Origin of the sequence: Brevibacillus sp. TJ4, from assembly GCF_044627595.2 — a bacterium.
Lineage (GTDB): Bacteria > Bacillota > Bacilli > Brevibacillales > Brevibacillaceae > Brevibacillus.
The window spans coordinates 3,638,775-3,664,163 of record NZ_CP185865.1 but is presented as its reverse complement, the minus strand read 5'-3'; the positions used below and the strand labels follow the sequence as shown (position 1 = coordinate 3,664,163).

Below are 25,389 nucleotides of genomic sequence, written 5' to 3'. Positions count from 1 at the left end.
GGAAAGGGAGTGGTCCGGTTGGCAGTGGAGCAAGTATTGCGGGTAATGGAGGAGCGCAAGGAAGAGTACCTCGAGCAATTGTTTGCCGTCCTGCGCCAAGCGAGCATCAGTGCGCATAACAGCGGGATTCGCGAGTGTGCGGAATTGGTAAAAGGAATGATGGAGGAAAGCGGGATACAGACGCGCTTTCTCGAGACGGCGGGACATCCGGTCATCTACGGAGAGCTGATCCACGATCCCGAGGCTTTTACCGTGCTGATCTACGGACATTACGACGTGCAGCCTGCGGACCCGCTGGAAGAGTGGCTTTCCCCGCCGTTTGAGCCGACGATCCGGGACGGCCGGATCTACTGCCGGGGTGCGGGCGACAACAAAGGTCAGTTCATGGCGCACATTCTCGCGGTAAAGACGTACCTGGACGTGTTTGGAAGCCTGCCGATCAACATCAAAATGGTGCTTGAGGGAGAGGAAGAGGTAGGCAGCCCGAATCTGGCTTCTTTCGTCGAACAGCATGAAGAACTGCTGCGAGCGGACCTGGTCTACACAGCCGACGGACCGATGCACGACTCGGGCGCACCCTACGTCCTGTTGGGCGTACGGGGGATGCTCTACGTTGAGCTGACGGCACAGGGAGGCAAGTGGGACAGCCACTCCGGGAACAAGGGAAACATCGTGCCCAATCCGGCCTGGACCTTGATCGAACTGTTGCGGACGATGCGCGATGAAAATGGCCGCGTGCTGATCGCAGGCTTTTACGACCATATCCGCAAGCCGACCGAAGCGGAAAGAGAGCTGATCCGCCGTCTGCCGTACGACCGTGAGCAAATCGCGGAAAAGATCGGCTATCCCGCGCTGGAGATGGACGGGGAGACGTACTACAACAAGCTGACGATGGAGCCGACGTTTAACATCGCCGGTTTCACAAGCGGCTACGGCGGCGAAGGAGCGAAGACGATTATACCGGCAAAGGCCACCTTGAAAATGGACATGCGCCTTGTTGTCGATCAGGACCCTGCGGATATTTTTGGCAAGTTCTCGGCTCATGTGCACAAGCACGCTCCCGGGGTTACGGTGCGCAAGCTGGGTGAGATGAAGCCGTCGCGAACGCCGGGTGACCTCGAGGTCGTCCGGGTAGTGACGGATGCCGTCCGCAGCGCATACGGGATCGAACCGGTACTGCAACCCGGCATGGGCGGTAGCCTGCCTGATTACGTCTGGACGCAAATCTTGAAAGCGCCGTCTGTCATTGTCCCTTATGCCAACTTCGACGAAGCCAATCATTCGCCGAACGAAAACATCGGCCTCGACAACTTTTACAACGGCATCCGCTGCACGACCCAGCTCATCTGGCAGCTTGGGGAATTCGCCAAAAGCAAGTCTTCGAATTGACAGCGCCAAAGGCCTGGATTTTCGGGCTGTGTTTATCGTGACGGTAGAAAATATGCCCTTTCATCTGGAAGAATCGGAGGAGAGAGAAGTTTCGCTGCTGTACATCGGCATGACACGCGCCTTGGAATGGTTGTTTTTGACCTATAGCGGCGAATCGGCATTCACCAAGTATCTGGATAGGATCGTCGAGCAACGAAAGGCGAACCCATCCAAACAGCAATTCTCCAAATGATAGTAAGGATACATCTCTCCCCGGCAAAATCATGTATACTTGAAGGAACCAATCATGTCCACACAACAAGACCGGAGGGGAAAACGTGAAAGTATCGATTGCGCAGCTTGCTTCCAGTTTGGATAAAGAGCAGAACTTGCAAAAAGCGATTGCCTATGTGAAAAAGGCAAAAACAGCAGGGGCGGATTTCGTCATTTTGCCGGAGATGTACAGTGCGGCCGCCACGCCGAAGACGGGGGTGCGTCCGTCTGAGGTGGCAGAACCGCTCGATGGGCCGTTTGTCAGCGCTCTGGCGCAGGCGGCACAGGAGAACGGAATCTATGTCGTGTGCGGCGTATACGAAACGATACCGGACGACACCGAACGCGCCTACAATACGACCGTCTTTCTCAACCGGAGCGGCGAATTGATTCACGCCTACCGGAAGACCCATCTGTACGATGCGTTCTCCTATATCGAATCGGACTACATCAAAGCCGGAGAAGAGCCGTACCGGGTCGTGGAGACGGAGTTCGGAAAAATCGGGCTGATCGTCTGCTACGAAGTGCGTTTTCCGGAGGTTACCAGACAATTCTCGCTGCAAGGCGCAGACTATTTGTTTGTCCCTGCAGGCTGGGTAGCAGGTCCGATGAAAGAGGATCACTGGGAGACGCTGGTGCGGGCGCGGGCGATCGAGAACACGATGTACGTCTGTGCCGCTGACCTGGTGGGCGGAATTTTTTCCGGTCGCAGCATGATCGTCGACCCGATGGGGATCGTAGTCGCCAGCGCAGGTGAGGAAGAAAGCCTGATCACAGCCGAGCTCGATGCCGAGCGAATCAAGCGCGTCCGCGGCAAACTGCCGAGTGTCGCCAATCGCAGGCCGGATATGTACCGACAGCGATAAGCATACATTGTGAATGAGGAAGCAGGAGGGTGTCTGTAGTCAGCATGACGGTAGGGCACCCTTTGTTTATAACGAGAGGAGTGTCACCCATCGATGGATACCAAATACCCGATTGGCATGTTCGCCTGTCCGGAGAAGATCGAAGACGATCACATCTTCGCCTGGATTGCGGAGATTCGTGCGCTTCCCCAGCAGTTGAAAGAGGCAGTCCGCGATATAGACGATGCCCTGCTGGAAAAGACGTACCGCGAAAACGGCTGGACGATCCGCGAAATCGTGCATCATCTGGCAGACAGTCACATGAATGCGTACATTCGGATCAGGCTGGCATTGACGGAACAGACGCCTGTCATCAAGCCCTACGACCAGGATCAATGGGCGAAGCTGCCGGATTCGCGGCTGCCGATTGCTGTATCGCTGCAGCTTCTGGAAGGTCTGCACGAGCGCTGGACCTATTTGCTCGAACATCTGACGGCAGAACAGCGGAAGCTGCTCTTCTACCATCCCGAATCCGGGCTGATTGCTGTTGAAAAAAGCATCGGGATGTACGCCTGGCACGGCAAGCATCACCTGGCGCACATCCGGCAAGCGCTGCAACCGTGACAGGAGGAATGAAATGAAAGTCTCCATCCTGACGGGTCTGGGTCTGCTGCTTTTATCGACAGTCGGGTATTTGCTTACGAACGATCTCTTTTTCATCGTCAAACTGTCAGGGAGCGCCGGACTCCTGTGTTTCCTTCTTTCTGCCGTCTTTACCGGGTCGTTGAATAGCGGCGACCGCATCAGGGCAAACGATGCGACCGAGTCGAAAGAAGACAGGCGCACGAGGAGGAAGTGGGCCATCCATCTCGCTTTGGTCGGCTTGCCCAATTTCATGGCAGCCTTCGTGATTCTGCTCTACACGTTTTCCGGGTGAGAGGAAACAGCGGCGGTCGAAGACGTAACGATTACGTCCAAGACCCGCCGCTGTTTTTCGAAGTATCGCTTTGTACCTTTACTAAAACATTCAACCAATAACTGGCGGTGTTACGCCATGTGACCAGTCGCGAATAAATGGAGCCTGGTGAGGGTTCAGGTTTTCAGGGATGTCCCTTCGATGAGTGAATTGAAGCCATGTACTTTCTTCATTCGCCTGGATGCTTCCTTCGTATTTCGTGACGTGGAAAATAATCTGCACGCTAAAAACCTTATCTCCATTTGCGTATTGTGCAAAACCATTTTTGCCCGAATAAATGCCAAACAGCGTTGGCTGGTAGATGATGAGGCTCGTTTCCTCCAAAACTTCTCGTTTGACCGTCTCCTCCAATGTTTCGCCAATTTCCAGCAGACCACCCGGAATTCCCCATATGTCCTTCTTTTGCTGCAGCAAAATCCGCCCGGCGTGATCCTCAATGATTGCTCCACAGCCAACCGTTAAAAGGGTTTCATGGCCGATTCGCTTTCTCATTGTTTTGATATAGTCATTCAACGCTCACATGCCTCCCATGTATGGTTTTGGCAGTAGCAGTCGCCACAGGCAGCTTCAGCCCGGTTTTCTGCCGAGCTGAAGTTCCTATTGCCCGATCATAATCCGTTCCTTCGGATGATGGTAGCGCACCACCTGGTCGTGCCGCTTGAGGAACAGCAACAGGTTGATAATCCCGACCCGTCCGATGACCATCAGCAAAATCAGGGTGAGCTTGCCGGCAGGCCCCATCTCCGCAGTGATGCCGGCCGAAAGCCCTGTCGTTCCGAAAGCCGAGCAGACCTCAAACAGCACCTGATGGAAGGGCAGGTCCTCGAGCCAGACGATCAGCATCGCCGAAGTGAAAATGAGAAAGACCGCGACGAAAAAGACGAGGAAGGAGCGCATGATGTCTTCGTCAACCAGTTCGCGTCCAAACACCTTCACATCCTTGAAGCCGCGCATATGGGCGAACACAGTGGCGATGATCACGAAGAACGTCGTCGTGCGAATCCCCCCGCCCACGCTGCTGGGCGACGCCCCGATAAACATCATGCCCGCCAGCATGACCAGCGTCGGTGTCGAAAACAACCCGACATCCAGCGTCGTCAGCCCGCCGCTTCGCGAAGTGACGGAGTGAAACAGCGAGTAGAAAAGACCTTCATGCCAGCTCATTTGCTGCAGCAGGGCGTCGCGTTCAAACAGGAAGAACAGCAGAGCCCCGAGTCCGACCAGGCTAAAAAACGTCACGGTCGTTACTTTGGTAAACAGAGAAAAGGTAAAGCGCATCTTTGCCCGCCGATAGGCAAAGTACGTGCGCAGCTCGACCAGCACAGGAAAACCGATCGCTCCGCAAATAATCAGCAGCATCACAATGAGCTGAACCAGGTAGTCATGGGCAAAGCCTTGCAGTGAATTGCCGTAGAGGTCAAAGCCGGCGTTCGTAAAGGCGCTGACAGAAGCAAAAAAGCCGTAGTACAGAGCATCCAGCCAATTGCTTTCATAGCCGTTGACGAGAAACAGCATAGCCAGCAGCAGTGTCCCGATCAGTTCGATCAGAATCGCCAGGACCAGGATCGTCCGCATCAGGCTGACAAGTCCGGACAGGGTGGAGCGGTTGTGGTCCGTGGCGATCCAGATGCGCTGTTCCAGCCCGATCTTTTGCCCCATCAACAGCCAGAAAAATGTCCCCAGCGTCATAATGCCGATGCCGCCAACCTGAAACAGCAAAGTCAGGTATAAAATGCCAGCCTCGTTGTACACTTCATGGATGGAGAGCACGGTGAGCCCGGTGACGCTGATCGCACTGGCGGCTGTAAACAGGGAGTCGATATAGGAGACCTGGACCCCTGGCTGAAGAAAGAGTGGCGTATACAGCAGGATACTGGAAAACAAGATGAGACCAATGTAGAAAAAGACGATGATTTGCACCGACGTCAAACGCCGTTTGTTTGCAGATACCAAGAAAATGCCTCCTGTTTGCACAGATCACTAACGGTAATCTTACCGGAAAAACCGGTCATAGGCAAAAGATTCGTCAAATGCGAAAAAAGCGCTGGCCCAAACGAAGCCATGCGCTTTTTACGATGTTCCTAGAAAACGAGCACATACAGGATGATCGCCACTGCGATCCGGTAGAGGGCAAAGGGAATCAGCTTGACCCGGTTGATCAGCTTCAGGAAGAAGCGGATCGCCAGCCAGGCAAACAGAAAGGCACTGATAAAGCCGACTGCAAAAAACGGAATGACCTCGACCGTAAAGTATTGCCAATTTTTCAGAAGCGACAAAAAGCTCGCTCCTGCCATGATCGGAACCGCCATAATAAAAGTAAAGTCAGAAGCGGAACGGTGGTTTAATCCGAGCAGTACGCCACCCGAGATCGTGGAGCCGGAGCGGGAAAATCCGGGCCATAGCGAAACGCATTGGAACAACCCGATCAAGAATGCTTTTCCATGCGTGATCTGGTCGACGGACGTCACCGGAGGCTTCTTCGGACCAAACAAATCGGCGCAAATCATCAAGATGGCACCGGCAACAAGTCCGATCAGCACGGTTTCGATGGAGAACAGATACTCGTCAATGTAATCTTCAAACAAGACACCGAGTATACCGGCAGGCAGAAGCCCGACGATCACCTGCGAAAGACGCAGCTTTTGTCTCGGGTCGCCGCTTTCCGAAGGGATTTTTTTCAGCCCGACCAGGCTTAGCAGGCGGTCCCAGAACACAATGACAGCTGCCAGGATCGAACCGAGCTGGATGACGACCTTGAACGTATTGGCGACTTGCGGTGAAAACATTTCTTTGGACTGGAACAGGATGTCATCGACGATAATCATATGTCCAGTGGACGAGACAGGAGCGAACTCCGTCAGTCCTTCTACTAGTCCGAGTACGAATGCGACAAACATTTCCCAGAAATTCATGGCTACTCCTTTCCGTAGACCGCAAAAAATGGCTTCATCCACGCGGCTTTTTCCTGGTGTTGGTTGCCGAAGGAAAAAGCGGTGGGGTACGATGATGGTGGTCTCTCTGAAAGAGACGATCTTATTCTACCATTAGTAACGGTTTTCGTGAAAAAAAATCAGACAAAGGAGAAAAGAGAATGCCACACTTGCTCGTACGAGGAATCAAGGCAGAACAAATGGCGGCAATCAGTGAGCCGCTCACAGAGGAATTGGCCGCTATCTGCCAGTGCGGAACCGATAACTTCACGATCGAATGTCTGCATACGACAGGGGTTTTTGCAGGCAAAATTGTCGATTCGTTTCCGTTTATTCAGGTATCGTGGTTTGAACGCGGCCAGGAGGTGCGCGACAAATTCGCGGAGACTGTGACCAGGCATGTGCTCTCCCTGGGAGTGCCAGAGGTGGAAGTAGCCTTTACCTCCTTTGAGAAAGAAAGCTACTACGCCAACGGCAAGCATTTCTAGTTTTGGTCAGGCGACGTGAGAGATGATGTCGATTTCCCGGGAAAAGACAGCCGTTTTTGCCGTCTTTTGCATTACGCCATACCGTGTGTGGCGAGAAGCTGAGCGCTCCTTGTGTCGCTCAGCTTTTTGCTTCTGGAAAAAAATGCGTTGACAATATAAACCTACATCATGTAGTTTTATATTGAACTACACGGTGTAGGTTTTTAGGAGGTGTTTGTGCATGGAAAAGTGGCAGCGGATGTCGGAAGCGGAAAAGCAGATCATGGACATTATTTGGGCCAGTGATCGCCCCGTTACGACTGCTCAGATTATTGCCAGACTACCCGAAGACAAGGCATGGAAGCAAAACACGGTGATTACGTTTTTGGCCCGATTGATGGAAAAAGGGCTCGTTTCCGCGACGCGCGTCGGAAAAGCAAATCACTACCAGCCGCGCATGTCAGAACAGGAGTACCGCTACTGCGAGACTAGGCAGTTTATCCAGGACGTCCACAATGGCTCGGTGACAGGTCTGATCAGCGCGCTGTGCGAGAGCGGAGATTTGACCAAGGAAGATATCGAAGCCTTGATGAAACGGCTGAAAGAGTAGGTGACGGGCATGGACAATTTGTACGCGCTGCTGGTCATGTCTGCGGCAGCGAGCGGGCTGTATGTGCTGCTGCGACTGTCCCGGAGGTGGACGCATCGCTATTTTCGCGCTACCTGGCACTACTACACTCACGTTTTGCTGTACAGCTTTTTCCTGCTTCCGTATTTCAAGCTGGTCCCGCTTTTGGGGCTGCAGCTTCCGCACGTGCAGCCGATCAGCCTCGGGACACTCGCTCCTGGCGGGAGCCCGGCTGCGGCAGGCTACGCGGCGTTCGCTTTCCTCGATTTATTGCCGTATCTCGCGGCAATGGGAAGCGCAGTGTTCCTCGCCGTCATTCTCGTACAGAACAGCAGGCTGCATCGCCGCGTGTTCTCGCTCTGCGAGATCGCCGATGATCCGGAAATCGCCCGGGCGCTTGCGGCGTGCAGAAAAGAGCTGGGCATCGCCAAAAACATCCCGGTTTATCTGTCACCGTATACCAGTACGCCGTTTTTATGCGGAATATTCAGACCGAAAATCGTGCTGCCGGCTGCGCTCGATTTCACGCCGGAGGAGTACCGCCACGTCTTGCTGCATGAGATGACGCACTACAAGCGCCGCGATCTGTGGCTCAAATGTTTGCTCGTCTGTATCAACGCGCTGCACTGGTTCAATCCGCTGGCGTACTGGGCGAGACGGGACGTGGACCGGTACTGCGAGCTGTCGTGTGACGAGAAGCTGGTCCAGTCCATGGACAGCACGGAAAGAAAGCGTTACTGCGAGCTGCTGCTGACCGTTCTGTGGACGGCGGCGGATCAGCGAGTCAGACTGTACTCCGCTTTCAGCAGTGAGCGGAAGTACCTGGAGGGGAGAATCCGAATGATCTTGAACAGCCAGCACGTGACCAAAAAGCGAGCGGTGCGCGCTGTCGCAACGACGCTCGTCCTCGCCGTGATCGGCACGGCTTCCGCTTATGCGGCAAGCGGGGGCGTATCGCAGGATGCCGGTGCGCCGCCCAGGGAGTTGCCGGAGGGGGCCGGAGTAATCAGCGTTCAATATCCGGATGGAACCGTCAAATCGTACGATCGGGCTGGAAACGAAGTGCCGCCCCAGGCAAAAGAGCATGCGGTGCCACAACCGATCGACGCGGCGACACAGCAGCAGATTGAAGAGGTGCTAAGCGAGATCAGAGCGTACAACGAGCAAGGTCTCCCGGCACCGCAAGCGCATTTGGACAAACTCAACGAACTGTACGGAATCAAACCATACGCCACGAAATAAGGAGGATACCCGACATGCCTAGGAAACGCCTTGTTTGCAGTCTGTTATGTCTTCTCTTGATCGCCAGTCCTGTCCACGCTGCCGACAATTTCTTCTGGTCGGAAGCAGTGCCGATGCCATCCTGCTACCAAAGCCGCGACGGAGCGCAGAAGGAAATGGGCGTGGTGATCGACGGCCAGCGCGTGCAGATAGACCTTCCTTCGTGTGAAGAAGCGTTGAAAAACCGCGTCCTTGTGCGGGTCAACGGGAAGTATTTGCACATGAGAGGGGAAGGGGAAGCGGCGCCGTTTATCGAAAACGGGCGAACGATGATTCCGCTGCGGGCGATGGCTGACGCATTCGGATTTCAGGTCGAGTGGGAACAAAGCGAAAGAAAGATTACATTGACCAAAGACGGAAAACAGATTGTGCTGTACATCGGCAAACCGGAGATGTCGGTAGATGGCCAATCGGTGCTTTTGACCGAAGCCGTGCCGATGATGAAACACAACGTGACCTTTTTGCCCGTCAGACCGCTTGCGGAGATCATCGGCAGTGAGGTCGATTGGGATGCAGGCACCAGGACGGCGACATTTACCGCCAAGTAAATGCAAGCAAGGCTCGCTCCTCACGCACGGGAGCGCAAGGAGCGAGCTTGACATCCGGTTGCTTCTGATTATCCCTGCGTGATTCGCAACAGCTTTTCTTCCAGCTTCTTGCGCCACGGCGCAGCCAGCTCCTCGACGCTGAGCATCTCGCGGATCGTCTCGGGGTTCGGGGAGGCTTCGTGAAAATACAGATGATGAATCGCAGCGACCGTCACCTGCCTGGGATGGCTGGACAGCTTTTCGATCGCTGCATCAGCGGTGATGCGCCCTTCCTGCAGGACGCGGAAAAAATATCCGGTATAGCCCGTTTCGATGATCTGCTTGAGCAACTGATTTTGCTCGTTGCGCTTGTTGATCGTGGCACACGGATACCTTCCCTGGGAGATTTGCAAGATCGCCTCTCCGATCTGGAACACGTCGCCGATGCAGACCTGGTCTTCGCGCATATTGGTCGCGGAAATGTTTTCGCCAAAAGCGGAAACAGGCAGCTCCACGCCCAGCTTCTGGCGCCAGTGGGCATAATGTTCAAACGGATACAGGCAGACGACGCGATCGGGTCCGCCGTGATACTGCGGATTTGCCACCTGGTCGCCGCTGATTTGCTCGGACCCGACGAGAAGCGAGTCCGCCGCTTCTTTCCAGATTCCCGAGCTGTATTCGGCACCGTTGTACAGCTTGCGTTTTGGTGTTCCTTTGCTGAGCGAAACAATCACTTGTTTTGACATAGGGCGACCTCTCCATGATTTTCACATTTTTTCTACTATACTACAGCAGCAGGAGCAAGGAAGAAAGTGGCGATGCCTGGGACAGAAGCGAGCAGTTCTGCTATGATGATGGAAAGGAAATGACAGGAGGCTTACCTGAGATGCAATCATCAGGAGTGGTACTGCACACGGATAAATATCAGATCAATATGATGTACGCCCATTGGATCAATGGCACGCACAACAAGAAGGCTGTGTTTGAGGCCTTTTTCCGCAAGCTCCCCTTTGGCAACGGATATGCGGTCTATGCCGGATTGGAGCGAATAGTCGCCTATATCCGCAATTTGCGGTTTGAGGAAAGCGATATCGCCTATTTGCGCGAGCAGGAGGAACATTACGACCCGGCGTTTTTGGAGGAGCTGCGCAATTTCCGCTTCCAGGGTTCGATCTACTCGGTAAAGGAAGGGGCGCTGGTGTTCCCCAATGAGCCGCTGATTCGCGTCGAGGGCCGGATGATGGAAGCCCAGCTGATCGAGACGGCACTGCTGAACTACATGAACTACCAGACACTGATCGCGACCAAGGCATCGCGGATCAAACAGGTCGCTGGAGACGACGTGCTGATGGAATTCGGCACACGCCGCGCACAGGAAGCAGACGCTGCCTTGTGGGGGACGCGAGCAGCTTATCTGGCAGGCTTTGACGCGACCTCCAACATGCTGGCCGGCAAAATGTTCGGCATCCCCACAAAAGGGACGCACGCCCATTCCTGGGTGCAAAGCCACGACAGCGAAGAAGAGGCGTTCCAGCGCTACGCGGATGCCCTGCCAGGACAGGTGACGCTGCTGGTCGACACCTACGATACATTGAACAGCGGCGTGCCGCATGCGATCGAGCTGGGCAAACGGCTGCAAAAGCAGGGGAAACGACTGGCTTCGGTGCGTCTGGACAGCGGCGATTTGGCCTATCTGTCGATCAAGACGCGGGAGATGCTGGACAAAGCCGGGCTGACCGATGTCAAGATCGTCGCCTCCAACGACCTCGATGAGCATACGATTATGAACCTCAAGGTACAGGGCGCACGCATCGACAGTTGGGGAGTGGGCACGCAACTGATTACGGCTGCGGACCAGCCGACACTGGGCGGTGTTTACAAGCTGGTCGCCAGGGAAGCGGAGGACGGCAGCTACCTGCCGACGATCAAAATATCCGGAAACCCGGAAAAGGTGACGACACCGGGGATCAAGGACATGTACCGCTTGATAGACCCCGATACGGGCAAAGCGATCGCCGATTACCTGTGCTTCCCGGAGGAGCAGAAGGTCGTCAACCACGAGCCGATCGCGCTGATCAACCCCAGCCACCCGTACCTGAACAAAACGGTGAAGAAGTACCGGGCAGAGCCGCTGTTGACCCCTGTTTTCGTCAATGGCGAGCTCGTCTACGATCTGCCCAGCCTGGAGGAGATCCGCGCCTTTCATCGCGAGCAGCTTGCCCAGTTCTGGCCGGAGTATTTGCGGATGCTCAATCCGGAGCACTACCGCCTGCACGTAAGCGAGCTCCTCTGGGAGACGAAGACGAGACTGATGAAAGCGTATCTGGAAAAATAAGATTGGGAAGAGCCGCCGCTTGGTTGCACAACGCAACGTGGGCGGCTTTTTTTATAGCGCTGCAGCCAAGTTTGACTTGATGTCGGTTTTCTGAAAAGTAGGAAAACTCGTTGTAGCATTTTTTAACTTCGTATATAATTATTTTTTATATTGGCTCATACAGAGAAAGTGGAGGGAGAAACACAGATGCATGCTATAGGTGTAGAAAAAGAAAACCTCAATCCGTTTCAAATTGCCCAGCAACAAATTGATGCGGCGGCATCGCTGCTTGGCTTGCCAAAACACGTGACAGAGATTTTGAAGCATCCGAAAAGGGTCTTGTCTGTCACGTTTCCGGTCAAGATGGACGACGGCACGATTCGCGTTTTTCAGGGCTATCGTTCGCAGCACAACGACGCACTCGGCCCGACCAAAGGGGGCATCCGCTTTCATCCGGACGTGACGATGGATGAAGTCAAAGCGCTCTCGATGTGGATGTCGTTCAAATGCGGCGTAGTCGGTCTGCCCTACGGCGGAGGCAAAGGGGGAGTCGTTTGTGACCCGCGCCAGTTCAGCAAAGGGGAGCTCGAACGGGTCAGCCGCGGGTTTATGGAGGCGATTGCCGACATCGTAGGTCCCGAGAAAGACATTCCTGCCCCGGACGTCTATACGACGCCGCAAATCATGGGCTGGATGATGGATACGTACAGCCGTCTCAAAGGCTCGTACTCGCCCGGCGTAATTACAGGCAAGCCGTTGATCGTCGGCGGGTCCAAGGGGCGCAACGAAGCGACCGCGCGCGGATGCGTGTTCACGATAGAAGAAGCGATGAAAGATGCCGGACGGGTACCGCAGGAAACAGCAGTGGCTGTCCAAGGGTTTGGAAACGCCGGAAAAACGGCGGCAAAGCTGCTTGCGGAACAAGGCTACAAAGTGGTGGCGGTAAGCGACTCGACCGGTGGCATCTACAATCCGAATGGTCTCGACGTGGAGCGGGTCAGCCAGCTCAAGGAGACAGCTTCGATTCTGCAATACGAGGACGCCCAGCAGATTTCCAACGCCGAATTGCTTGAGCTTGACGTGGACATCCTCATTCCTGCGGCATTGGAAAATGTGATCACAGCAGCAAATGCAGAACGCATTCGTGCCCGGGTCATCGCCGAAGCGGCAAACGGTCCGACCACCCCGGATGCAGATGCGGTCCTGCGGAAGAAAGGCGTCCTCGTCATCCCGGATATTTTGGCCAATGCCGGGGGTGTCACCGTTTCCTATTTTGAATGGGTACAAAATCTGATGAACTACTACTGGTCCGAGGAGGAAGTAAACGAGAAGCTGAGGACGGCGATGGTCGAGGCATACCGCGCTGTTCGCGACCTGGCAGGCAAGTACGAGGTGGATATGCGGACGGGTGCGTACATGATTGCGCTTCTGCGGATCGCACAAGGGATGGAAGCGCGCGGCTGGATTTGACGAAACGCGTTTATTTGCGGGGAAAAGCAAGGATGCAGAAGGATTCTGAGTATTTTTACCGAATTACTCGGAATCGTATTCTCTTTATCTGTTTTGTTGTAAAATAGAGACAATACACGTCGCAAGCAGATAAAGACTGCCGTGAACGGGGAGGATGATTTGCATGCCAATCAAGATACCGGACGGATTGCCTGCTGCTGAAGTGCTGGCCAACGAAAACATTTTTGTGATGCCGGAGAGCCGGGCTTTCACGCAAGATATTCGCCCTCTGCGGATTGTCATTTTGAACCTGATGCCTGTCAAGGAAACGACAGAGACGCAATTGCTGCGCCTTTTGGGGAATACCCCGCTGCAGGTGGAGATCGTGCTTTTGCACATGTCCAGCCATACCTCGAAAAACACTTCGCAGGAGCATCTCTCGTCGTTTTACCATACTTTTTCCGATATACGGAAGCAGAAGTTTGACGGGATGGTGATTACCGGAGCACCCGTGGAGCAGCTTGACTTCGAGGAAGTCAACTACTGGAAGGAGCTGCAGGAGATTCTCGACTGGAAAATGGAGCATGTCACCTCGACGCTTCACATCTGTTGGGGAGCGCAGGCAGGGCTGTACCACCATTTCGGGGTGCCCAAGCATCCGCTGCCTGAAAAAATGTTCGGGATTTTCCCGCATACGCTCAACAAGCAAAATGTGAAACTGTTCCGCGGCTTTGACAACTACTTTTACGTGCCACATTCCCGCCATACGGAAAACCGGCGCGAGGACATCGAAAAAGTGGAACAGTTGGAAATTCTGTCGGAGTCGGAGGAATCCGGGGTCTACATCGTCGCCACCAGGGACGGCCGGCAGATTTTCGTCACGGGCCATTCGGAGTACGATCCGACGACGTTGCAGGACGAGTACATGCGTGATGTAAACAAGGGGCTGGACATCGCAGTGCCGCGAAACTACTATCCGCAGAACGATCCGACACGGCAGCCGATCGTCACTTGGCGCGCGCATGCCAACCTGCTTTTCTCCAACTGGCTCAACTACTACGTGTACCAGGAAACGCCATACGATTTGGGCAACAGCTAACCGGCCGAGGGGATGAGCGTCCCCTCTTTTCTTTTTCTCACCTTACTCTGGGCATACGCATATACATGGGTGTGAATGTGACGTGAAGGAAAGAGGAGGTTGCTCCATGATTGTGATTGCTGGACAGCCGGTCCATCCCCCCATGCTGCAGACAGAATGGGGATTGAATGCAGAGCAGCAGGAGATCATTCGCCGGATGGCCGCGAGTCCGGAAGTGTTTCGGTATCCGTCAGAGGAATTGTTGCTGTTTGAACTGAAGTTGCGTGACCATCTGATCAAGTCATCACGAGCCTTGTACATGAGCGGGTTGGCTTTCTCCACCTTTGAACATTCGCGGTGCAACCCGCAGTTCTGGATTCGCACGGAACAGGGAGGGTTTCAACTGCGCGACGACGTTCGCCCTTCCGAGGCAATCATCGATATTTTCCGAAACGGAAGGCTGTACGCGACCGAATGTGCGACCGCGATGGTCATTCTGATCTACCACGCTGTCCTGCAATCGATCCGCAGGGAGGACTTTGAACAGCTTTTTGCGAATTTGCTGCTGTACGACTGGCGCTACGACAAGGATTTGCAGTTGCGCACGATTCCGACGAATACGTTTTTGCCCGGTGACATTCTGTACTTCGACAACCCGGATCACAATCCGCAGACACCACAGTGGCAAGGGGAAAACGCCGTGTACCTGGGAGCGGGGCTCTACTACGGACACGGTGCGGGAATCCGGCCGGCGCCTTCGATGATTTCCTTTTTGAACGAACACCGCAAACCACAAGCTGCACGCTCTGCCTATCTCGTCTCCCAGGCAACCCGCCCGGGTTTTTCCTATCTGGCGCAATTCGACGATCGCGGCAGGGGCGGACTGATCAGGGGACAGATTACGCAGATGAGCAGCAAGATTATCGCAGAGATCGGGATGCTGTACGAAGAATGTTGAGAATACGGAAAGCAGCCTCGAGCCTGTATCCGGGCTGCGAGGCTGTGCCGATTGCAGGGACGTGCGGGACTGGACTGCTTAAAAACGGCTGAGCGAAAACAGCGAGAGGTCGAAAGAGGAGCTGCCTTCCGTCAGAAGCTGTGCGGCCACTTCGCCGATGGCGCTGGCGAACTTGAAGCCGTGCCCCGAAAAACCGGCAGCGATGACGAGGTGCGGGTACTCGGGATGGCGGTCGATCACGAAATTCTCGTCCGGGGTCACCGAATAGATGCACACCCTGCCCTGGCGCAGAGCTCCTGCTGCCTTGGGCATGTACGTTTCCAGAAACGAGCGAAGCTCTCCTTCATCGGCAGGATGAGTGCCAAACGTGCGGTCCAGCCGATCGGGATCGATCTCTTCACCGCTGTCGTGCCGCCCGATTTTTAAACCGGTGCCGTCGATGTCGGGAAAGCCGTAAAAGGACGAATTCTCGAGCGAAAAGACAAAGGCAGGGAAGCGCTCCTGGCTGTACAATGCTTCGTCTGCGGCAAACCAGCCGACCGTTTTGCGGGTCGGGACGATAGGCAGGTGCAGGCCGAGCGATTGCAGCAGGGAGGGGTTCCACGCTCCGGCGCTGAGCAACAGCTTTTCACCGCGATAGCTGCCGCTATCTGTCTCGACCGTGACGCCGCCCGTGTCCGGCTTGATGGCGGTGACGCGGGTATTGGTGAGCAAGTCGGCGCCGTGTTGGACGGCCAGCTTGCGGTAGGCGGAAATGCACCGTTCCGAGTAGAGGACGCCAGCCGCCGACTCCAGATACCCGCAGAAATCATCGGGCACGGTGATGCCCGGCCAGCGCTCGTGCAGCCCGGCGGCGCTGAAAGCCTCCAGGGGCAGGTTGAAGCGCTCTGATGATTCCCGTACGCCGCGCAAAAAATCATCGTCTTTTTTGCCGACGCTGACGACGCCGGTTTGCAGGAACAGCGTTTCCCCGGCTTCTTGTTCGAGTTCGTTCCACAGCTCCTGCGCCCGCAATGCCAGCGGTACGTAGTCACTGCCCTCGCCATAGGCGAAGCGGATAATTCGGGTGTCGCCGTGATGGCTGCCCATCGTATGAGGTGGATCGAAGGCGTCGATCAGGAGGGTGCGCACTCCTGTTTTGGCCAGGTAATACCCGGCTGCCATTCCCATCGATCCGGCTCCGACGATGACTGCATTGTATGTCTTCATGTGTATGCCTCCCTCTGGCGTGTATCGTGCATGCTGGTGCTGCGCTTGAGGATATGCGGCAGGGTCATGTTTGGGCATGTTTGCAAATCCTACTGATTATGATAGAGATATCAGGTAAGATGTACAAGATAGGACTAATGCAAACACCACCAAAAGCGTGCAAACAGTAGTGGGGGTAGCAAGATATGGATGAGCTTCTCATCGGCAGTTCATTGTCGGCTTTGGCCACCGGAGTAGGGGCATTGCCGATTCTCTTTTTCAAAACCGTCACCCATCGCTGGCGGGATATTTTGCTCGCCTTTACAGCGGGCATTATGATGGCGGCTGCCACGTTCAGCCTGATTCCGCAGGCGTTGGATGACGCTGCCTTTCCGATCGTGGCGCTCGGGGTCATCAGCGGGATGCTGGTGCTCACTGTGCTGGAAAGCGCGGTTCCGCATATCGATCTGGAGCATACGCGGATCAACGTATCGATGGATAAACAGGCGCTGCTGATTCTCTCCGCGATTACGTTGCACAACATCCCGGAAGGCCTGTCGGTGGGCGTCAGCTATTCCAGCGACAATCCGGGGCTGGGCGGCATGATCGCCTTTGCGATCGGTTTGCAAAATGCGCCGGAGGGCTTTCTCGTCGCCTTGTTTTTGATTAACCAGAAGGTCGGCAAAGTCACCGCCTTCATCCTCGCTACCATGACGGGAGCCGTAGAGATTGTGGCGGCGGTAATCGGCTTTCATCTCACCGCGCTCGTGGAAGGACTGGTTCCGTACGGCCTGTCGTTTGCCGCCGGAGCGATGCTGTTTATCGTCTACAAGGAGCTGATTCCGGAGAGCCATGGAGACGGACACGCGAGGTCTTCTACCTTTTCCTTTATCATCGGCTTGCTCGTGATGATCGGGCTCGTTCAATGGCTGGGCTGATATGTTCACAAAAACCACCGATTTTTCCGCAACTTCTACTCACAAATCGCGGCAAAAATACCGAAACCATATATAGATAGGATTTCGATTACGGAAGTAGGGAGTGTCACAATGGAAAAATCGACCGTGATAGGTATAGTACTTGGGATCGTTGCAGTCGTTGTCGGGATGATCTTGAAGCACGCGAGCCCGGCTGCCCTGCTTAACTCCGCAGCGTTCATGATCATTATCGTAGGGACAGTCGCAGCAGTGATGAACGCATTTCCTTTATCGGAATTAAAACGGGTCCCAGCCTTGTTTAAAATTCTTTTTAAAGAACAAAAACTCCCTGCAAAGCGTGAACTGATCAGCCAATTTATGAACTGGGCTTCGATCGCTCGCCGCGAGGGATTGCTTGCGCTGGAAAACACTTCGGATGAAATTGAAGATCCGTTCCTCAGAAACGGCATGAAAATGATTATTGACGGCGGTGAGCCCGATTTTGTCCGCGATGTACTGAACGAAGAAATCCATGCGATTGAAGAGCGGCATCAAATCGGAGCGCTCATTTTCACCCAGGCCGGAAGCTACGCGCCGACCCTCGGGGTATTGGGCGCGGTAGTAGGCTTGATCGCGGCACTTGGAAACTTGAGTGACATCGACGCGCTGGGTCTCTCCATTGCGGCGGCGTTCGTAGCGACCTTGCTCGGTATTTTCACCGGGTACGTCCTCTGGCACCCGTTTGCGACCAAGCTCAAGCGCAAATCCAAGCAGGAAATCGAGATCAAGAAAATCATGGTAGAGGGTCTTCTCTCCATCCAGGCAGGGGTGTCTCCGGCTGCGATCGAGCAGAAGCTGCTTGTCTACATGCCATACCAGGAGCGTATGGAATTGAAGGAAGAGAAGAAGGAGGAAGGAGCTGCGGTAAATGGCTAAACGACCGAAGAGACATGCTCAGCACGAAGAGCATATGGACGAGTCTTGGCTGATTCCGTACGCTGACCTGCTCACCCTTCTTCTGGCGCTGTTTATCGTGCTGTTTGCTTCCAGCGAGATGAACGCGAAAAAATTTGACCAGATGGTACGTTCATTCAACATCGCCTTAAACGGCGGAGTGGGTGTACTGGACCAGCCGAGCCCTGTTCCGCTCGATCCGGAGATGCAGCAGCAGACGCTGCACAAGGGAGCCAATGAAGCAGAAGAGGAAAAGACAGAGGAAGAGAAACGGCTGGAAGAAGCAATTCGCAAAGAGACCGAAGAACTCAGACAGTTGCAGCGGCAGTTGGATGGCTATATTATGACCAACCAGTTGGGAGACAAACTGCAAACCCAGCTGACCGACGAAGGTTTGCTGATCACGATTATGGACAATGCGCTGTTTGACTCTGGCAAGGCGGATATGAAGCCGGAAGCGAGAAAGCTGGCGGCAGAGATGGCCGTCATGCTCGTACCGCACCCGAAAAAAGTAACGGTGACAGGACATACGGACAACGTGCCGATCAATCGTCCAGAGTTCCCGTCCAACTGGGATTTGAGCGTCAAGCGCTCGGTCAACTTCTTGAAGGTGCTGCTGGAAAATCCGAATCTGGACCCGACGAAATTCAGTGCCACAGGAATGGGCGAGTACCATCCGGTAGCACCGAACACGACTCCGGAGGGCAGAGCGAAAAACCGGCGTGTCGAAGTCGCGATTTTGCGTGATCTGGCTGCACCGCCTGCAACGACGTTCAGCGATGAAAACAATGACAACGACACCACACAACCACAACCATAATCTACGTAAAGTGGCTGTCCTGACGTCTGGCAAAGACGCGAGGGGCAGTCTCTTTTTTTATGGTCCGCGCCATCTTTTCTTGACAATGAGTGGATTTCTTGTGGATAATCATAAAAAATAGTATTTAACTCGGAATACTAAGTTTTTAAACTGGGATACGGTACAAAGAATCCGGTACTATAAAGTAAAGAGGTGGATAGTGTGGAACGGACTCTTCAGATTGAGAGCGGATCGAGTACATTGACCGCAACACTACATGAACCAAAAACAGCAGCGGGAGACGACACGGGCCACCCACTCGTCCTGATTTGCCACGGCTTCGTCGGCAGCCGGATTGGAGTGAACCGCCTGTTTGTAAAGGCGGCCAGAGAATTGGCCAGCCACGGCTTGGCAGTGCTGCGCTTTGATTATGGAGGGTGCGGCGAGAGCGAAGGAGAGTATGGCGCAGGAGGACTCGATGTACTGCTGAGGCAGACGCGAGATGTTGTGGATTTTGCGACGCGGCTGGAGCAAATCGATCCGACGCGGATCATTTTGCTCGGACACAGCCTCGGTGGGGCGGTAGCCACGCTTGCCGCCAGTCAGGATGAGCGGATTCGTTCGTTGGTGCTGTGGGCGGCAGTGGCACGACCGCAGACTGACATCGTCCAGATCGTCGGACAACAGGGCTATGTGCAAGCACAGCAGACGGGGCGGACCGACTATCTCGGCTATACGCTGACGGAGCGCTTTTTCCATTCGCTTGGTCTGTTCGATCCGCTGCGGGAAGCCCGGAAGTTTTCTGGGGACGTTCTGCTCTTGCATGGAAATCGTGACGATGTGATCGCGCTGGATGCGATGTTTCAGTACGAGCGGCAGTTTCGCCTGCGGCAAGAGGGAAGCTGCGAGACGGGGATCGTGCTGGGCGGCGACCATACATTTTCCTCAGAGGAAGGCTATAACCGCCTGATGGCAAGTACGGTCGCCTGGGTCAGCAGTCAGATGGAGCAGCTAACGGTTACGGTGTGAGGAGTCAGCGGCGGTCCTGCCTGATTGACTCCAGCAGTCCCCGGCAGCCAGCCTCGACCAGATCATAGACGTAGGCGAACCGGCCAGTGTAATACGGGTCTTCGACGTTCGTTTCCTTGACTTCCGGAGCAAAGTCAAGGAGGCGGGCGATTTTTTTGTCTTTCGGCGCCATCCGCTTGAGTGCGGACAAGTTCTCCTCATCCATGCAGACGATGTAGTCATAGTGCGCAAAGTCATGCGCTGTAATCTGGCGCGCGCGCAGCGAGTCGTGGGCGATGCCCTTTTCCTTCAGCATGCGCTGCGTTCCCTGGTGCGGCGGTTCTCCGGCGTGCCAGCCGCCAATACCGGCAGAGTCGATCTCGAAGGAATCGGCGAGCCCCTCCTGTTCGACGAGGTGGCGAAAGACGGCTTCGGCCATGGGGGATCGGCAAATATTTCCCAAGCAGACAAAAAGAACACGGGTCATTTCGTTCACTCCTGTCATAATCTCGTATTAGCAAGCAGTCAACTGTATGATAGAATAGCATACAAAACGACTGGAACGGCAGTCTTTTTCAACGGCGAAGCAGATGCTTTTCCACCATGCAGACGAGGTGTTCCCATTGAAAGCGTACTTTTACCGACTCCGGTTCGTCCTCTCTGTGATCGTGGCGACGGTTCTACCGATTGTGATTACGGGTGTTGTACTGCTCGGCGCAGCCGAACAAGCCTTGCTTGATGAAAAGGAAAAAAAGCTGATTGCGATTACCGAACAAATGGATTTTGCCCTCATTCACAACTACGACGAGCTTTTGCGGCAAATGGGCGGGGAGGCGAGGACGAGAGAAGAGCAAATTCATCTGTTAAACACCGTTCTGGAACCGCTTACAAACCGCATAACAAAAGCTCATCCCGATGTGGGTGTCGGCTATTACTCAGCCCGTCTCGATGCGATCTTGACGTACGGTCCGGAGGTTGAGAGCCTGCACGTGGGCAAGTCGATCAGCGCCGATCATCCCGGGCGTCAGGTGATGGCAAGCGGCGACCCCGCCGTCGTCATCGGCGAGCAAGTACGAGGCAACATTATGAACGCGATGCTGCCGCTGGTCCGTGACGGGCAGGTGATCGGATACGTCTGGGCCAATGAGCTGATGTCCCAGATCGACATCCAGCTCGCCGGCATGCGGCAAAGCATCACGATCATCCTCGGGATCGGCTGTATTTTGGCAGCAGCCGTCAGCGGCCTGATCGTACACCGGCTGGAAATTATTCTCACCGAGATCAAAGAAGGATTGACTGCGCTGCGCTTCAATCTGTCCCATCGGATGAAAGCGCTCAAAGGAGAAGCGGGGCAGATCAGCGGCGCGATCAACAGGCTGGCTGACGATCTGCAGGCCAGCCGCAGTCATACAGAGACGATCATGGACAGCATGGACAGCGGGGTTATCGCGCTCGACCAGGGTGGGCGGCTGACGGCCTGGAACGAAGCGGCCGCCCGCCTGCTGGAGTTATCTGGCGAAGCAGCCAGGGGGGAATCGTACACCTGTGTATTCTCCCGCAACGCCCAACTGATCGAGCTGATCCAGGAGACGCTCCAGCACGCGCAAACGATCCGCGACGTCCAGTGGGAGCACCGCCACTCGCAAAGAGGCATGCTGTCGCTCAAGGTGAGTACCTCAATCTGGAAAAGCCCGACTGACGAAGTGCTGGGCGTGATCGTCGTCGTCGAGGACCGGACGGAGTGGAAGCAGATGGAGGCAACGCTGGCCCAGGCACAGCGGCTGGCGGTGATCGGAGAGTGGGCGACGAGCATCGCCCATGAGGTGCGCAACCCGCTGACCTCGATCAAAGCGTTCGCGCAGATTATCGAGGAAGAATTGCCCCAAGAAAACGAAAATCGCGAATACACGCGGATTATCGCCGAGGAAGTGGAGCGGCTGGACCGCTTTGCCGACCAATTGCTGCTCTTCTCACGCCCGTCCAGGGAGTCGAACATCCCGGTCGACTTGACGAAGCTGCTCGATCAGACCTGCAAGCTGGTTGAGCCGCGCGCAGCACAGCGAGGCATAGCCGTCCTGTTCCACAAACACGCGCCGCTGCCGCCGGTGATGGCGTCGCCCGAGCTGATGAAACACGTCTTTCTCAATATCTTGCTAAATGCCTTGCAGGCAGCTCCGACGGGCGGAGACGTGAAACTCGCCGCAGAGTGGGACGAAGACCAAGTTCGCGTCCATGTGACCAATGACGGTCCTGCGATTGCCGAAGAGCATCTGGTGCGCGTATTTGAGCCGTTCTTTACGACCAAGCACACGGGCACAGGGCTTGGTTTGTCGATCTCGCAGCGAATCGTGCAGGCGTATGGCGGACACATCGTAGCCGAAAATGTTTCCGGGGGAGTCCGGTTTACGGTTGTTCTCCCCGTGCAGGCAGAGGAAAAGGAGGGAGCTTATGGCGCAGAAAGTATTGCTGGTGGATGACGAGAGGAATGTGCGCAAAGCGCTGTCCATGACCTTGCAAAAAAGCGGGTACGAGATCGGCGAGGCAGCCAGCGGAGCAGAAGCATTGGACACGATCGGCAGCTTTCAGCCCGAGGTGATGCTGCTGGACTTGCGCATGCCCGAACTGGATGGAATGGAGACGCTGCGCAGAATGAATCGCATTGAGGGCAAAAAGCCCAAGGTGGTGATGATGACCGCCTACGGCTCTGCCAGTGATGTGATGGAAGCGATGAAACTGGGCGCATTTGATTACGTGCAAAAGCCGTTTGACTTGATCCAGGTCAAGCAGGTCGTCGCCAAAGCGTTGCAGCATGCTCAGTCGGAGCAGGGCGAGCAGGAGGGGGCGACGCCAAAAGCGGCGGACACCGCGGAGGAGGGCTCCGGGCTGGTGGGCTTGAGCCCGGCAATGCAGGAGGTGTACAAGCTGGTCGGCAAGGTCAGCATGTCCAAAGCGACGGTGTTGATCCAGGGCGAGAGCGGCACGGGCAAGGAACTGATCGCCAAGGCCATCCACGCCAACAGCCCGCGGGCGCAAAAGCCGCTGGTAGCCGTCAACTGCGGCGCGATTCCGGAAAACCTGCTGGAGAGCGAATTGTTCGGCTACGAACGGGGCGCGTTCACAGGAGCGGTCGGACGCAAGCAAGGGATGTTTGAGCTGGCGGACGGCGGTACGCTGTTTCTCGATGAAGTGGGCGAGCTGTCTCTGGCCTTGCAGGTCAAGCTGCTGCGTGTCCTGCAAGAACGCACCCTCGTTCGTCTGGGCGGCGTGGAAGCGATCCCCGTGGATGTCCGGCTCATCGCTGCGACCAACCGCGACTTGCGCGAGCGGATTCGCCAGGGACTGTTTCGCGAAGATTTGTACTACCGCCTGCACGTCGTGCCGATCCAGATGCCGCCGCTGCGCGAGCGCAAAGAGGACATTCCGCTGTTGATCAACCACTTCCTCGCCAAATACGGCCGCGAGACGGGAAAAGAGGGGCTGTACCTGTCCCGCGCCGCCCATGACATGCTGATGGCGTACGACTGGCCGGGAAATGTACGCCAACTCGAGCATGCCATCGAACGAGCCGTCATTATGACGAACATCGCGGCGATCCAGCCGGAGCATATCCAACTGCCCGGCCATGCAAGTCCGGCAGAAGGAAGCAGCCGGCAATCGCAACACGGTCACGCCATCAGTTACGAAGGCAGGACGATGCGGGACATTTTGCAGGAAGTGGAACGGGAGGTCATTGCCCGCGCGCTGAAAAACGAGCGGGGAAACAAGCTGCAGACAGCCAAAAAGCTGGGGATTTCCCGCCGGGCGCTACTGTATAAAATCCAGTTGTACGGACTGGATAGCGTCGGACAGGAACAGGAGTAGGAGGAACAGTGTGCAATCTGGAGTCACACTGTGCAAAAAGTAGTCAGTCCTGTCTCTAGCACAAATGAAAGCGGATACATGTTTCGCGTTTGCTAGCTCGTTTTTGCGTTTGGCATCCCTCTTGCAATATGAACGAGGCAGAACTCATTTTCAATGTTGCAGAAAGGGGTATGCCTCATGTTTCAAAGCATTACCAACTTTTCCGTCAAGCTGATCCAGCGGTATTTGCCTGACGCGTTTGTGTTTGCAATCTTCCTGACTTTTCTCGTTTTTATCGCAGGGATCGTCGTCAACGGCAAAACGCCGATGGAAATGGTCAGCTACTGGGGCGGGGGATTCTGGAGCCTGCTCAGCTTCACCATGCAGATGGTGCTCGTCCTCGTCTGTGGACATACACTGGCCAGCACCGATATTTGCAAAAAAGGACTGCGTTCCCTGGCTTCTTTGGCGAAAACGCCAGGAATGGCAATTGTGTTGGTCACGATCGTTTCCTGTGTCGCCAACTGGATTAACTGGGGATTTGGTCTGGTGATCAGTGCGCTGTTGGCTCGCGAGCTGGCCAACCAGGTGGACAAGGTCGACTATCGCCTGCTCGTCGCCAGTGCCTACGGCGGCTTTGTGGTCTGGCACGGCGGCTTGGCTGGCTCGGTACCGTTGACCGTCGCGACGGAGGGTCACAGCCTGGTTGATGTCATCGGCGTGATCCCGACGACAGAGACGATGTTTTCCGCGATGAACCTGACGATTGTCATTACGATCATGCTCGTGCTGCCGATCATCTGTCTGTTGATGATGCCGGCGGAAAAAGACCGTGTCTATTTCAAAGGAAGAAGCGTCGCCGAAGAAGAAACGGCTGCAGCCAGTGAAGCGCTGGAGAGCGACAGCCCGGCTGCAAAACTGGAAAACAGCAGGGTCATTTCGCTGTTGATCGGGATTATGGGTCTCGTCTTTCTCGTCATGTACTTTATGGAAAAAGGCTTTTTGCTCAACCTCGACATCGTCATCTTCGGCTTTTTGTTCCTGGGCATTTTGCTGCACGGCACACCGCGCAAATTTTTGAACGCGATGGGCGATGCAGTAAAGACTACGACAGGCATCGTAGTGCAATTTCCGTTTTACGCCGGGATTATTGGCATGATGACTGCGTCTGGACTGGCTGCAAGCATTTCCCAGTGGTTTATCAGCATCTCCACGCCGACGACCTTCCCGCTGTTTTCGTTCTGGAGCGCAGGGCTGCTCAACATCTTCGTTCCGTCCGGAGGGGGGCAATGGGCGGTGCAAGGCCCGATTATGATGCCGGTCGCCACTGAACTGGGCGTCTCCCACGCCAAGGTAGCGATGGCAATCGCCTGGGGAGATGCCTGGACCAATCTGATCCAGCCGTTCTGGGCTTTGCCGGTGCTCGCATTGGCTGGGCTGGGCGCGCGGGACATCATGGGCTACTGCCTGATGATGCTGATTGTCACCGGAGCGATTATCAGCCTGGGCTTCCTCATTTTCTGATCCGCTCATCTGCATCGCAGGAATTGCCAAACGACAGATGGTTTGGTAGGATAAAGAGGAATTTT

At 55.2% G+C, this 25,389-nt stretch carries 25 protein-coding genes and 1 pseudogene; 20 read left to right on the top strand and 6 right to left on the bottom strand.

The genetic code is table 11. The annotated features are described in order from the left end of the window. Positions 1 to 24 precede the first annotated feature (24 nt). The 5 genes and pseudogenes from ACAF76_RS17985 (at position 25) to ACAF76_RS17965 (ending at position 3,423) form a co-directional block, all read left to right on the top strand. Positions 25 to 1,389 (top strand): M20/M25/M40 family metallo-hydrolase, encoded by a 1,365-nt coding sequence (locus tag ACAF76_RS17985; RefSeq protein ID WP_421617928.1) that lies wholly within the window; start codon positions 25 to 27, stop codon positions 1,387 to 1,389. Then, a pseudogene (locus tag ACAF76_RS17980) lies at positions 1,385 to 1,621 on the top strand (3'-5' exonuclease); the annotation flags it as partial. The gene ACAF76_RS17985 and the pseudogene ACAF76_RS17980, both read left to right, overlap by 5 nt. An 85-nt stretch (positions 1,622 to 1,706) precedes the next feature. Beyond that, on the top strand, positions 1,707 to 2,507 hold the full coding sequence (locus tag ACAF76_RS17975) for a carbon-nitrogen hydrolase family protein (RefSeq protein WP_421617054.1): 801 nt from the start codon (positions 1,707 to 1,709) through the stop codon (positions 2,505 to 2,507). A gap of 93 nt (positions 2,508 to 2,600) precedes the next feature. Further along, the gene (locus tag ACAF76_RS17970) at positions 2,601 to 3,110 is read left to right on the top strand and encodes a YfiT family bacillithiol transferase (protein ID WP_421617053.1); all 510 of its coding nucleotides are present in this window, start codon (positions 2,601 to 2,603) and stop codon (positions 3,108 to 3,110) included. 13 nt (positions 3,111 to 3,123) lie between these two features. After that, on the top strand, positions 3,124 to 3,423 hold the full coding sequence (locus tag ACAF76_RS17965) for a DUF5316 domain-containing protein (protein ID WP_421617052.1): 300 nt from the start codon (positions 3,124 to 3,126) through the stop codon (positions 3,421 to 3,423). Positions 3,424 to 3,513: 90 nt separating this feature from the next. On the opposite strand, the gene ACAF76_RS17960 is transcribed toward ACAF76_RS17965, so the two are convergent. The 3 genes from ACAF76_RS17960 to ACAF76_RS17950 form a co-directional block, all read right to left on the bottom strand. Continuing rightward, positions 3,514 to 3,975, bottom strand: coding sequence for an NUDIX hydrolase (locus ACAF76_RS17960; protein WP_421617051.1), 462 nt, complete (start codon positions 3,973 to 3,975; stop codon positions 3,514 to 3,516). 84 nt (positions 3,976 to 4,059) lie between these two features. Continuing rightward, a complete protein-coding gene (locus ACAF76_RS17955; protein WP_421617050.1) occupies positions 4,060 to 5,415 on the bottom strand; it encodes a TrkH family potassium uptake protein in 1,356 nt (451 codons plus the stop codon). A 128-nt stretch (positions 5,416 to 5,543) separates the two neighbouring features. Continuing rightward, on the bottom strand, positions 5,544 to 6,374 hold the full coding sequence (locus ACAF76_RS17950; RefSeq protein ID WP_421617049.1) for an undecaprenyl-diphosphate phosphatase: 831 nt from the start codon (positions 6,372 to 6,374) through the stop codon (positions 5,544 to 5,546). A gap of 179 nt (positions 6,375 to 6,553) precedes the next feature. Between ACAF76_RS17950 and ACAF76_RS17945 the strand changes: the two genes are divergently transcribed. From ACAF76_RS17945 to ACAF76_RS17930, 4 genes are all read left to right on the top strand, one after another. After that, on the top strand, positions 6,554 to 6,880 hold the full coding sequence (locus tag ACAF76_RS17945) for a DUF1904 family protein (protein ID WP_421617048.1): 327 nt from the start codon (positions 6,554 to 6,556) through the stop codon (positions 6,878 to 6,880). Between the two features lie 220 nt (positions 6,881 to 7,100). Further along, positions 7,101 to 7,469: a BlaI/MecI/CopY family transcriptional regulator gene (locus ACAF76_RS17940; RefSeq protein WP_421617047.1), complete on the top strand. Its 369-nt coding sequence runs from the start codon at positions 7,101 to 7,103 to the stop codon at positions 7,467 to 7,469. Positions 7,470 to 7,478: 9 nt separating this feature from the next. Continuing rightward, positions 7,479 to 8,729: a M56 family metallopeptidase gene (locus ACAF76_RS17935; protein WP_421617046.1), complete on the top strand. Its 1,251-nt coding sequence runs from the start codon at positions 7,479 to 7,481 to the stop codon at positions 8,727 to 8,729. 14 nt (positions 8,730 to 8,743) lie between these two features. Further along, on the top strand, positions 8,744 to 9,316 hold the full coding sequence (locus tag ACAF76_RS17930; protein ID WP_421617045.1) for a copper amine oxidase N-terminal domain-containing protein: 573 nt from the start codon (positions 8,744 to 8,746) through the stop codon (positions 9,314 to 9,316). Positions 9,317 to 9,384: 68 nt separating this feature from the next. On the opposite strand, the gene ACAF76_RS17925 is transcribed toward ACAF76_RS17930, so the two are convergent. After that, positions 9,385 to 10,041: an MOSC domain-containing protein gene (locus ACAF76_RS17925; RefSeq protein ID WP_421617044.1), complete on the bottom strand. Its 657-nt coding sequence runs from the start codon at positions 10,039 to 10,041 to the stop codon at positions 9,385 to 9,387. A gap of 140 nt (positions 10,042 to 10,181) precedes the next feature. On the opposite strand from ACAF76_RS17925, the gene ACAF76_RS17920 reads away from it, so the two are divergent. From ACAF76_RS17920 to ACAF76_RS17905, 4 genes are all read left to right on the top strand, one after another. Then, entirely contained in the window at positions 10,182 to 11,630 is a 1,449-nt protein-coding gene (locus ACAF76_RS17920; RefSeq protein ID WP_421617043.1) for a nicotinate phosphoribosyltransferase, read from the top strand. A 186-nt stretch (positions 11,631 to 11,816) separates the two neighbouring features. Next, the gene (locus ACAF76_RS17915) at positions 11,817 to 13,079 is read left to right on the top strand and encodes a Glu/Leu/Phe/Val family dehydrogenase (protein ID WP_421617042.1); all 1,263 of its coding nucleotides are present in this window, start codon (positions 11,817 to 11,819) and stop codon (positions 13,077 to 13,079) included. Between the two features lie 163 nt (positions 13,080 to 13,242). Continuing rightward, entirely contained in the window at positions 13,243 to 14,157 is a 915-nt protein-coding gene (gene metA, locus ACAF76_RS17910; protein ID WP_421617041.1) for a homoserine O-acetyltransferase MetA, read from the top strand. Between the two features lie 106 nt (positions 14,158 to 14,263). Next, the gene (locus ACAF76_RS17905; protein ID WP_421617040.1) at positions 14,264 to 15,094 is read left to right on the top strand and encodes a protein-glutamine gamma-glutamyltransferase; all 831 of its coding nucleotides are present in this window, start codon (positions 14,264 to 14,266) and stop codon (positions 15,092 to 15,094) included. A 78-nt stretch (positions 15,095 to 15,172) separates the two neighbouring features. Here ACAF76_RS17905 and solA read toward each other — a convergent pair whose 3' ends face one another. Continuing rightward, a complete protein-coding gene (gene solA / locus ACAF76_RS17900) occupies positions 15,173 to 16,303 on the bottom strand; it encodes an N-methyl-L-tryptophan oxidase (RefSeq protein ID WP_421617039.1) in 1,131 nt (376 codons plus the stop codon). A 185-nt stretch (positions 16,304 to 16,488) separates the two neighbouring features. On the opposite strand from solA, the gene ACAF76_RS17895 reads away from it, so the two are divergent. The 4 genes from ACAF76_RS17895 (at position 16,489) to ACAF76_RS17880 (ending at position 19,981) form a co-directional block, all read left to right on the top strand. Beyond that, positions 16,489 to 17,220: a ZIP family metal transporter gene (locus ACAF76_RS17895; protein WP_421617038.1), complete on the top strand. Its 732-nt coding sequence runs from the start codon at positions 16,489 to 16,491 to the stop codon at positions 17,218 to 17,220. 111 nt (positions 17,221 to 17,331) lie between these two features. Then, on the top strand, positions 17,332 to 18,135 hold the full coding sequence (gene motA, locus ACAF76_RS17890; RefSeq protein WP_421617037.1) for a flagellar motor stator protein MotA: 804 nt from the start codon (positions 17,332 to 17,334) through the stop codon (positions 18,133 to 18,135). Continuing rightward, positions 18,128 to 18,973: a flagellar motor protein MotB gene (motB, locus tag ACAF76_RS17885; RefSeq protein WP_421617036.1), complete on the top strand. Its 846-nt coding sequence runs from the start codon at positions 18,128 to 18,130 to the stop codon at positions 18,971 to 18,973. Before motA ends, motB begins: the two co-directional genes overlap by 8 nt. A gap of 201 nt (positions 18,974 to 19,174) precedes the next feature. After that, a complete protein-coding gene (locus ACAF76_RS17880; protein ID WP_421617035.1) occupies positions 19,175 to 19,981 on the top strand; it encodes an alpha/beta hydrolase in 807 nt (268 codons plus the stop codon). Between the two features lie 4 nt (positions 19,982 to 19,985). Here ACAF76_RS17880 and ACAF76_RS17875 read toward each other — a convergent pair whose 3' ends face one another. After that, complete coding sequence (locus ACAF76_RS17875; RefSeq protein ID WP_421617034.1) at positions 19,986 to 20,447, bottom strand: low molecular weight protein-tyrosine-phosphatase; 462 nt, start codon at positions 20,445 to 20,447, stop codon at positions 19,986 to 19,988. Between the two features lie 136 nt (positions 20,448 to 20,583). On the opposite strand from ACAF76_RS17875, the gene atoS reads away from it, so the two are divergent. The 3 genes from atoS (at position 20,584) to ACAF76_RS17860 (ending at position 25,324) form a co-directional block, all read left to right on the top strand. Continuing rightward, entirely contained in the window at positions 20,584 to 22,437 is a 1,854-nt protein-coding gene (gene atoS, locus ACAF76_RS17870; RefSeq protein ID WP_421617033.1) for a two-component system sensor histidine kinase AtoS, read from the top strand. Further along, a complete protein-coding gene (locus ACAF76_RS17865) occupies positions 22,409 to 23,821 on the top strand; it encodes a sigma-54-dependent transcriptional regulator (RefSeq protein ID WP_421617032.1) in 1,413 nt (470 codons plus the stop codon). Before atoS ends, ACAF76_RS17865 begins: the two co-directional genes overlap by 29 nt. Positions 23,822 to 23,998: 177 nt before the next feature. Further along, positions 23,999 to 25,324, top strand: coding sequence for a short-chain fatty acid transporter (locus tag ACAF76_RS17860; RefSeq protein WP_421617031.1), 1,326 nt, complete (start codon positions 23,999 to 24,001; stop codon positions 25,322 to 25,324). The last annotated feature ends 65 nt before the right edge of the window (positions 25,325 to 25,389 follow it).

Excerpts from the sequence above, each read along its gene's own strand:
- ACAF76_RS17970 (WP_421617053.1), top strand. The coding sequence starts at position 2,601 with ATGGATACCAAATACCCGATTGGCATGTTCGCCTGTCCGGAGAAGATC.
- ACAF76_RS17915 (WP_421617042.1), top strand. The coding sequence starts at position 11,817 with ATGCATGCTATAGGTGTAGAAAAAGAAAACCTCAATCCGTTTCAAATT.
- metA (WP_421617041.1), top strand. The coding sequence starts at position 13,243 with ATGCCAATCAAGATACCGGACGGATTGCCTGCTGCTGAAGTGCTGGCC.
- solA (WP_421617039.1), bottom strand. The coding sequence starts at position 16,303 with ATGAAGACATACAATGCAGTCATCGTCGGAGCCGGATCGATGGGAATG.
- ACAF76_RS17925 (WP_421617044.1), bottom strand. The coding sequence starts at position 10,041 with ATGTCAAAACAAGTGATTGTTTCGCTCAGCAAAGGAACACCAAAACGC.
- ACAF76_RS17930 (WP_421617045.1), top strand. The coding sequence starts at position 8,744 with ATGCCTAGGAAACGCCTTGTTTGCAGTCTGTTATGTCTTCTCTTGATC.
- ACAF76_RS17935 (WP_421617046.1), top strand. The coding sequence starts at position 7,479 with ATGGACAATTTGTACGCGCTGCTGGTCATGTCTGCGGCAGCGAGCGGG.
- ACAF76_RS17940 (WP_421617047.1), top strand. The coding sequence starts at position 7,101 with ATGGAAAAGTGGCAGCGGATGTCGGAAGCGGAAAAGCAGATCATGGAC.
- ACAF76_RS17865 (WP_421617032.1), top strand. The coding sequence starts at position 22,409 with ATGGCGCAGAAAGTATTGCTGGTGGATGACGAGAGGAATGTGCGCAAA.
- ACAF76_RS17860 (WP_421617031.1), top strand. The coding sequence starts at position 23,999 with ATGTTTCAAAGCATTACCAACTTTTCCGTCAAGCTGATCCAGCGGTAT.
- ACAF76_RS17950 (WP_421617049.1), bottom strand. The coding sequence starts at position 6,374 with ATGAATTTCTGGGAAATGTTTGTCGCATTCGTACTCGGACTAGTAGAA.
- ACAF76_RS17895 (WP_421617038.1), top strand. The coding sequence starts at position 16,489 with ATGGATGAGCTTCTCATCGGCAGTTCATTGTCGGCTTTGGCCACCGGA.
- ACAF76_RS17875 (WP_421617034.1), bottom strand. The coding sequence starts at position 20,447 with ATGACCCGTGTTCTTTTTGTCTGCTTGGGAAATATTTGCCGATCCCCC.
- ACAF76_RS17945 (WP_421617048.1), top strand. The coding sequence starts at position 6,554 with ATGCCACACTTGCTCGTACGAGGAATCAAGGCAGAACAAATGGCGGCA.
- motA (WP_421617037.1), top strand. The coding sequence starts at position 17,332 with ATGGAAAAATCGACCGTGATAGGTATAGTACTTGGGATCGTTGCAGTC.
- ACAF76_RS17905 (WP_421617040.1), top strand. The coding sequence starts at position 14,264 with ATGATTGTGATTGCTGGACAGCCGGTCCATCCCCCCATGCTGCAGACA.
- motB (WP_421617036.1), top strand. The coding sequence starts at position 18,128 with ATGGCTAAACGACCGAAGAGACATGCTCAGCACGAAGAGCATATGGAC.
- ACAF76_RS17920 (WP_421617043.1), top strand. The coding sequence starts at position 10,182 with ATGCAATCATCAGGAGTGGTACTGCACACGGATAAATATCAGATCAAT.
- ACAF76_RS17965 (WP_421617052.1), top strand. The coding sequence starts at position 3,124 with ATGAAAGTCTCCATCCTGACGGGTCTGGGTCTGCTGCTTTTATCGACA.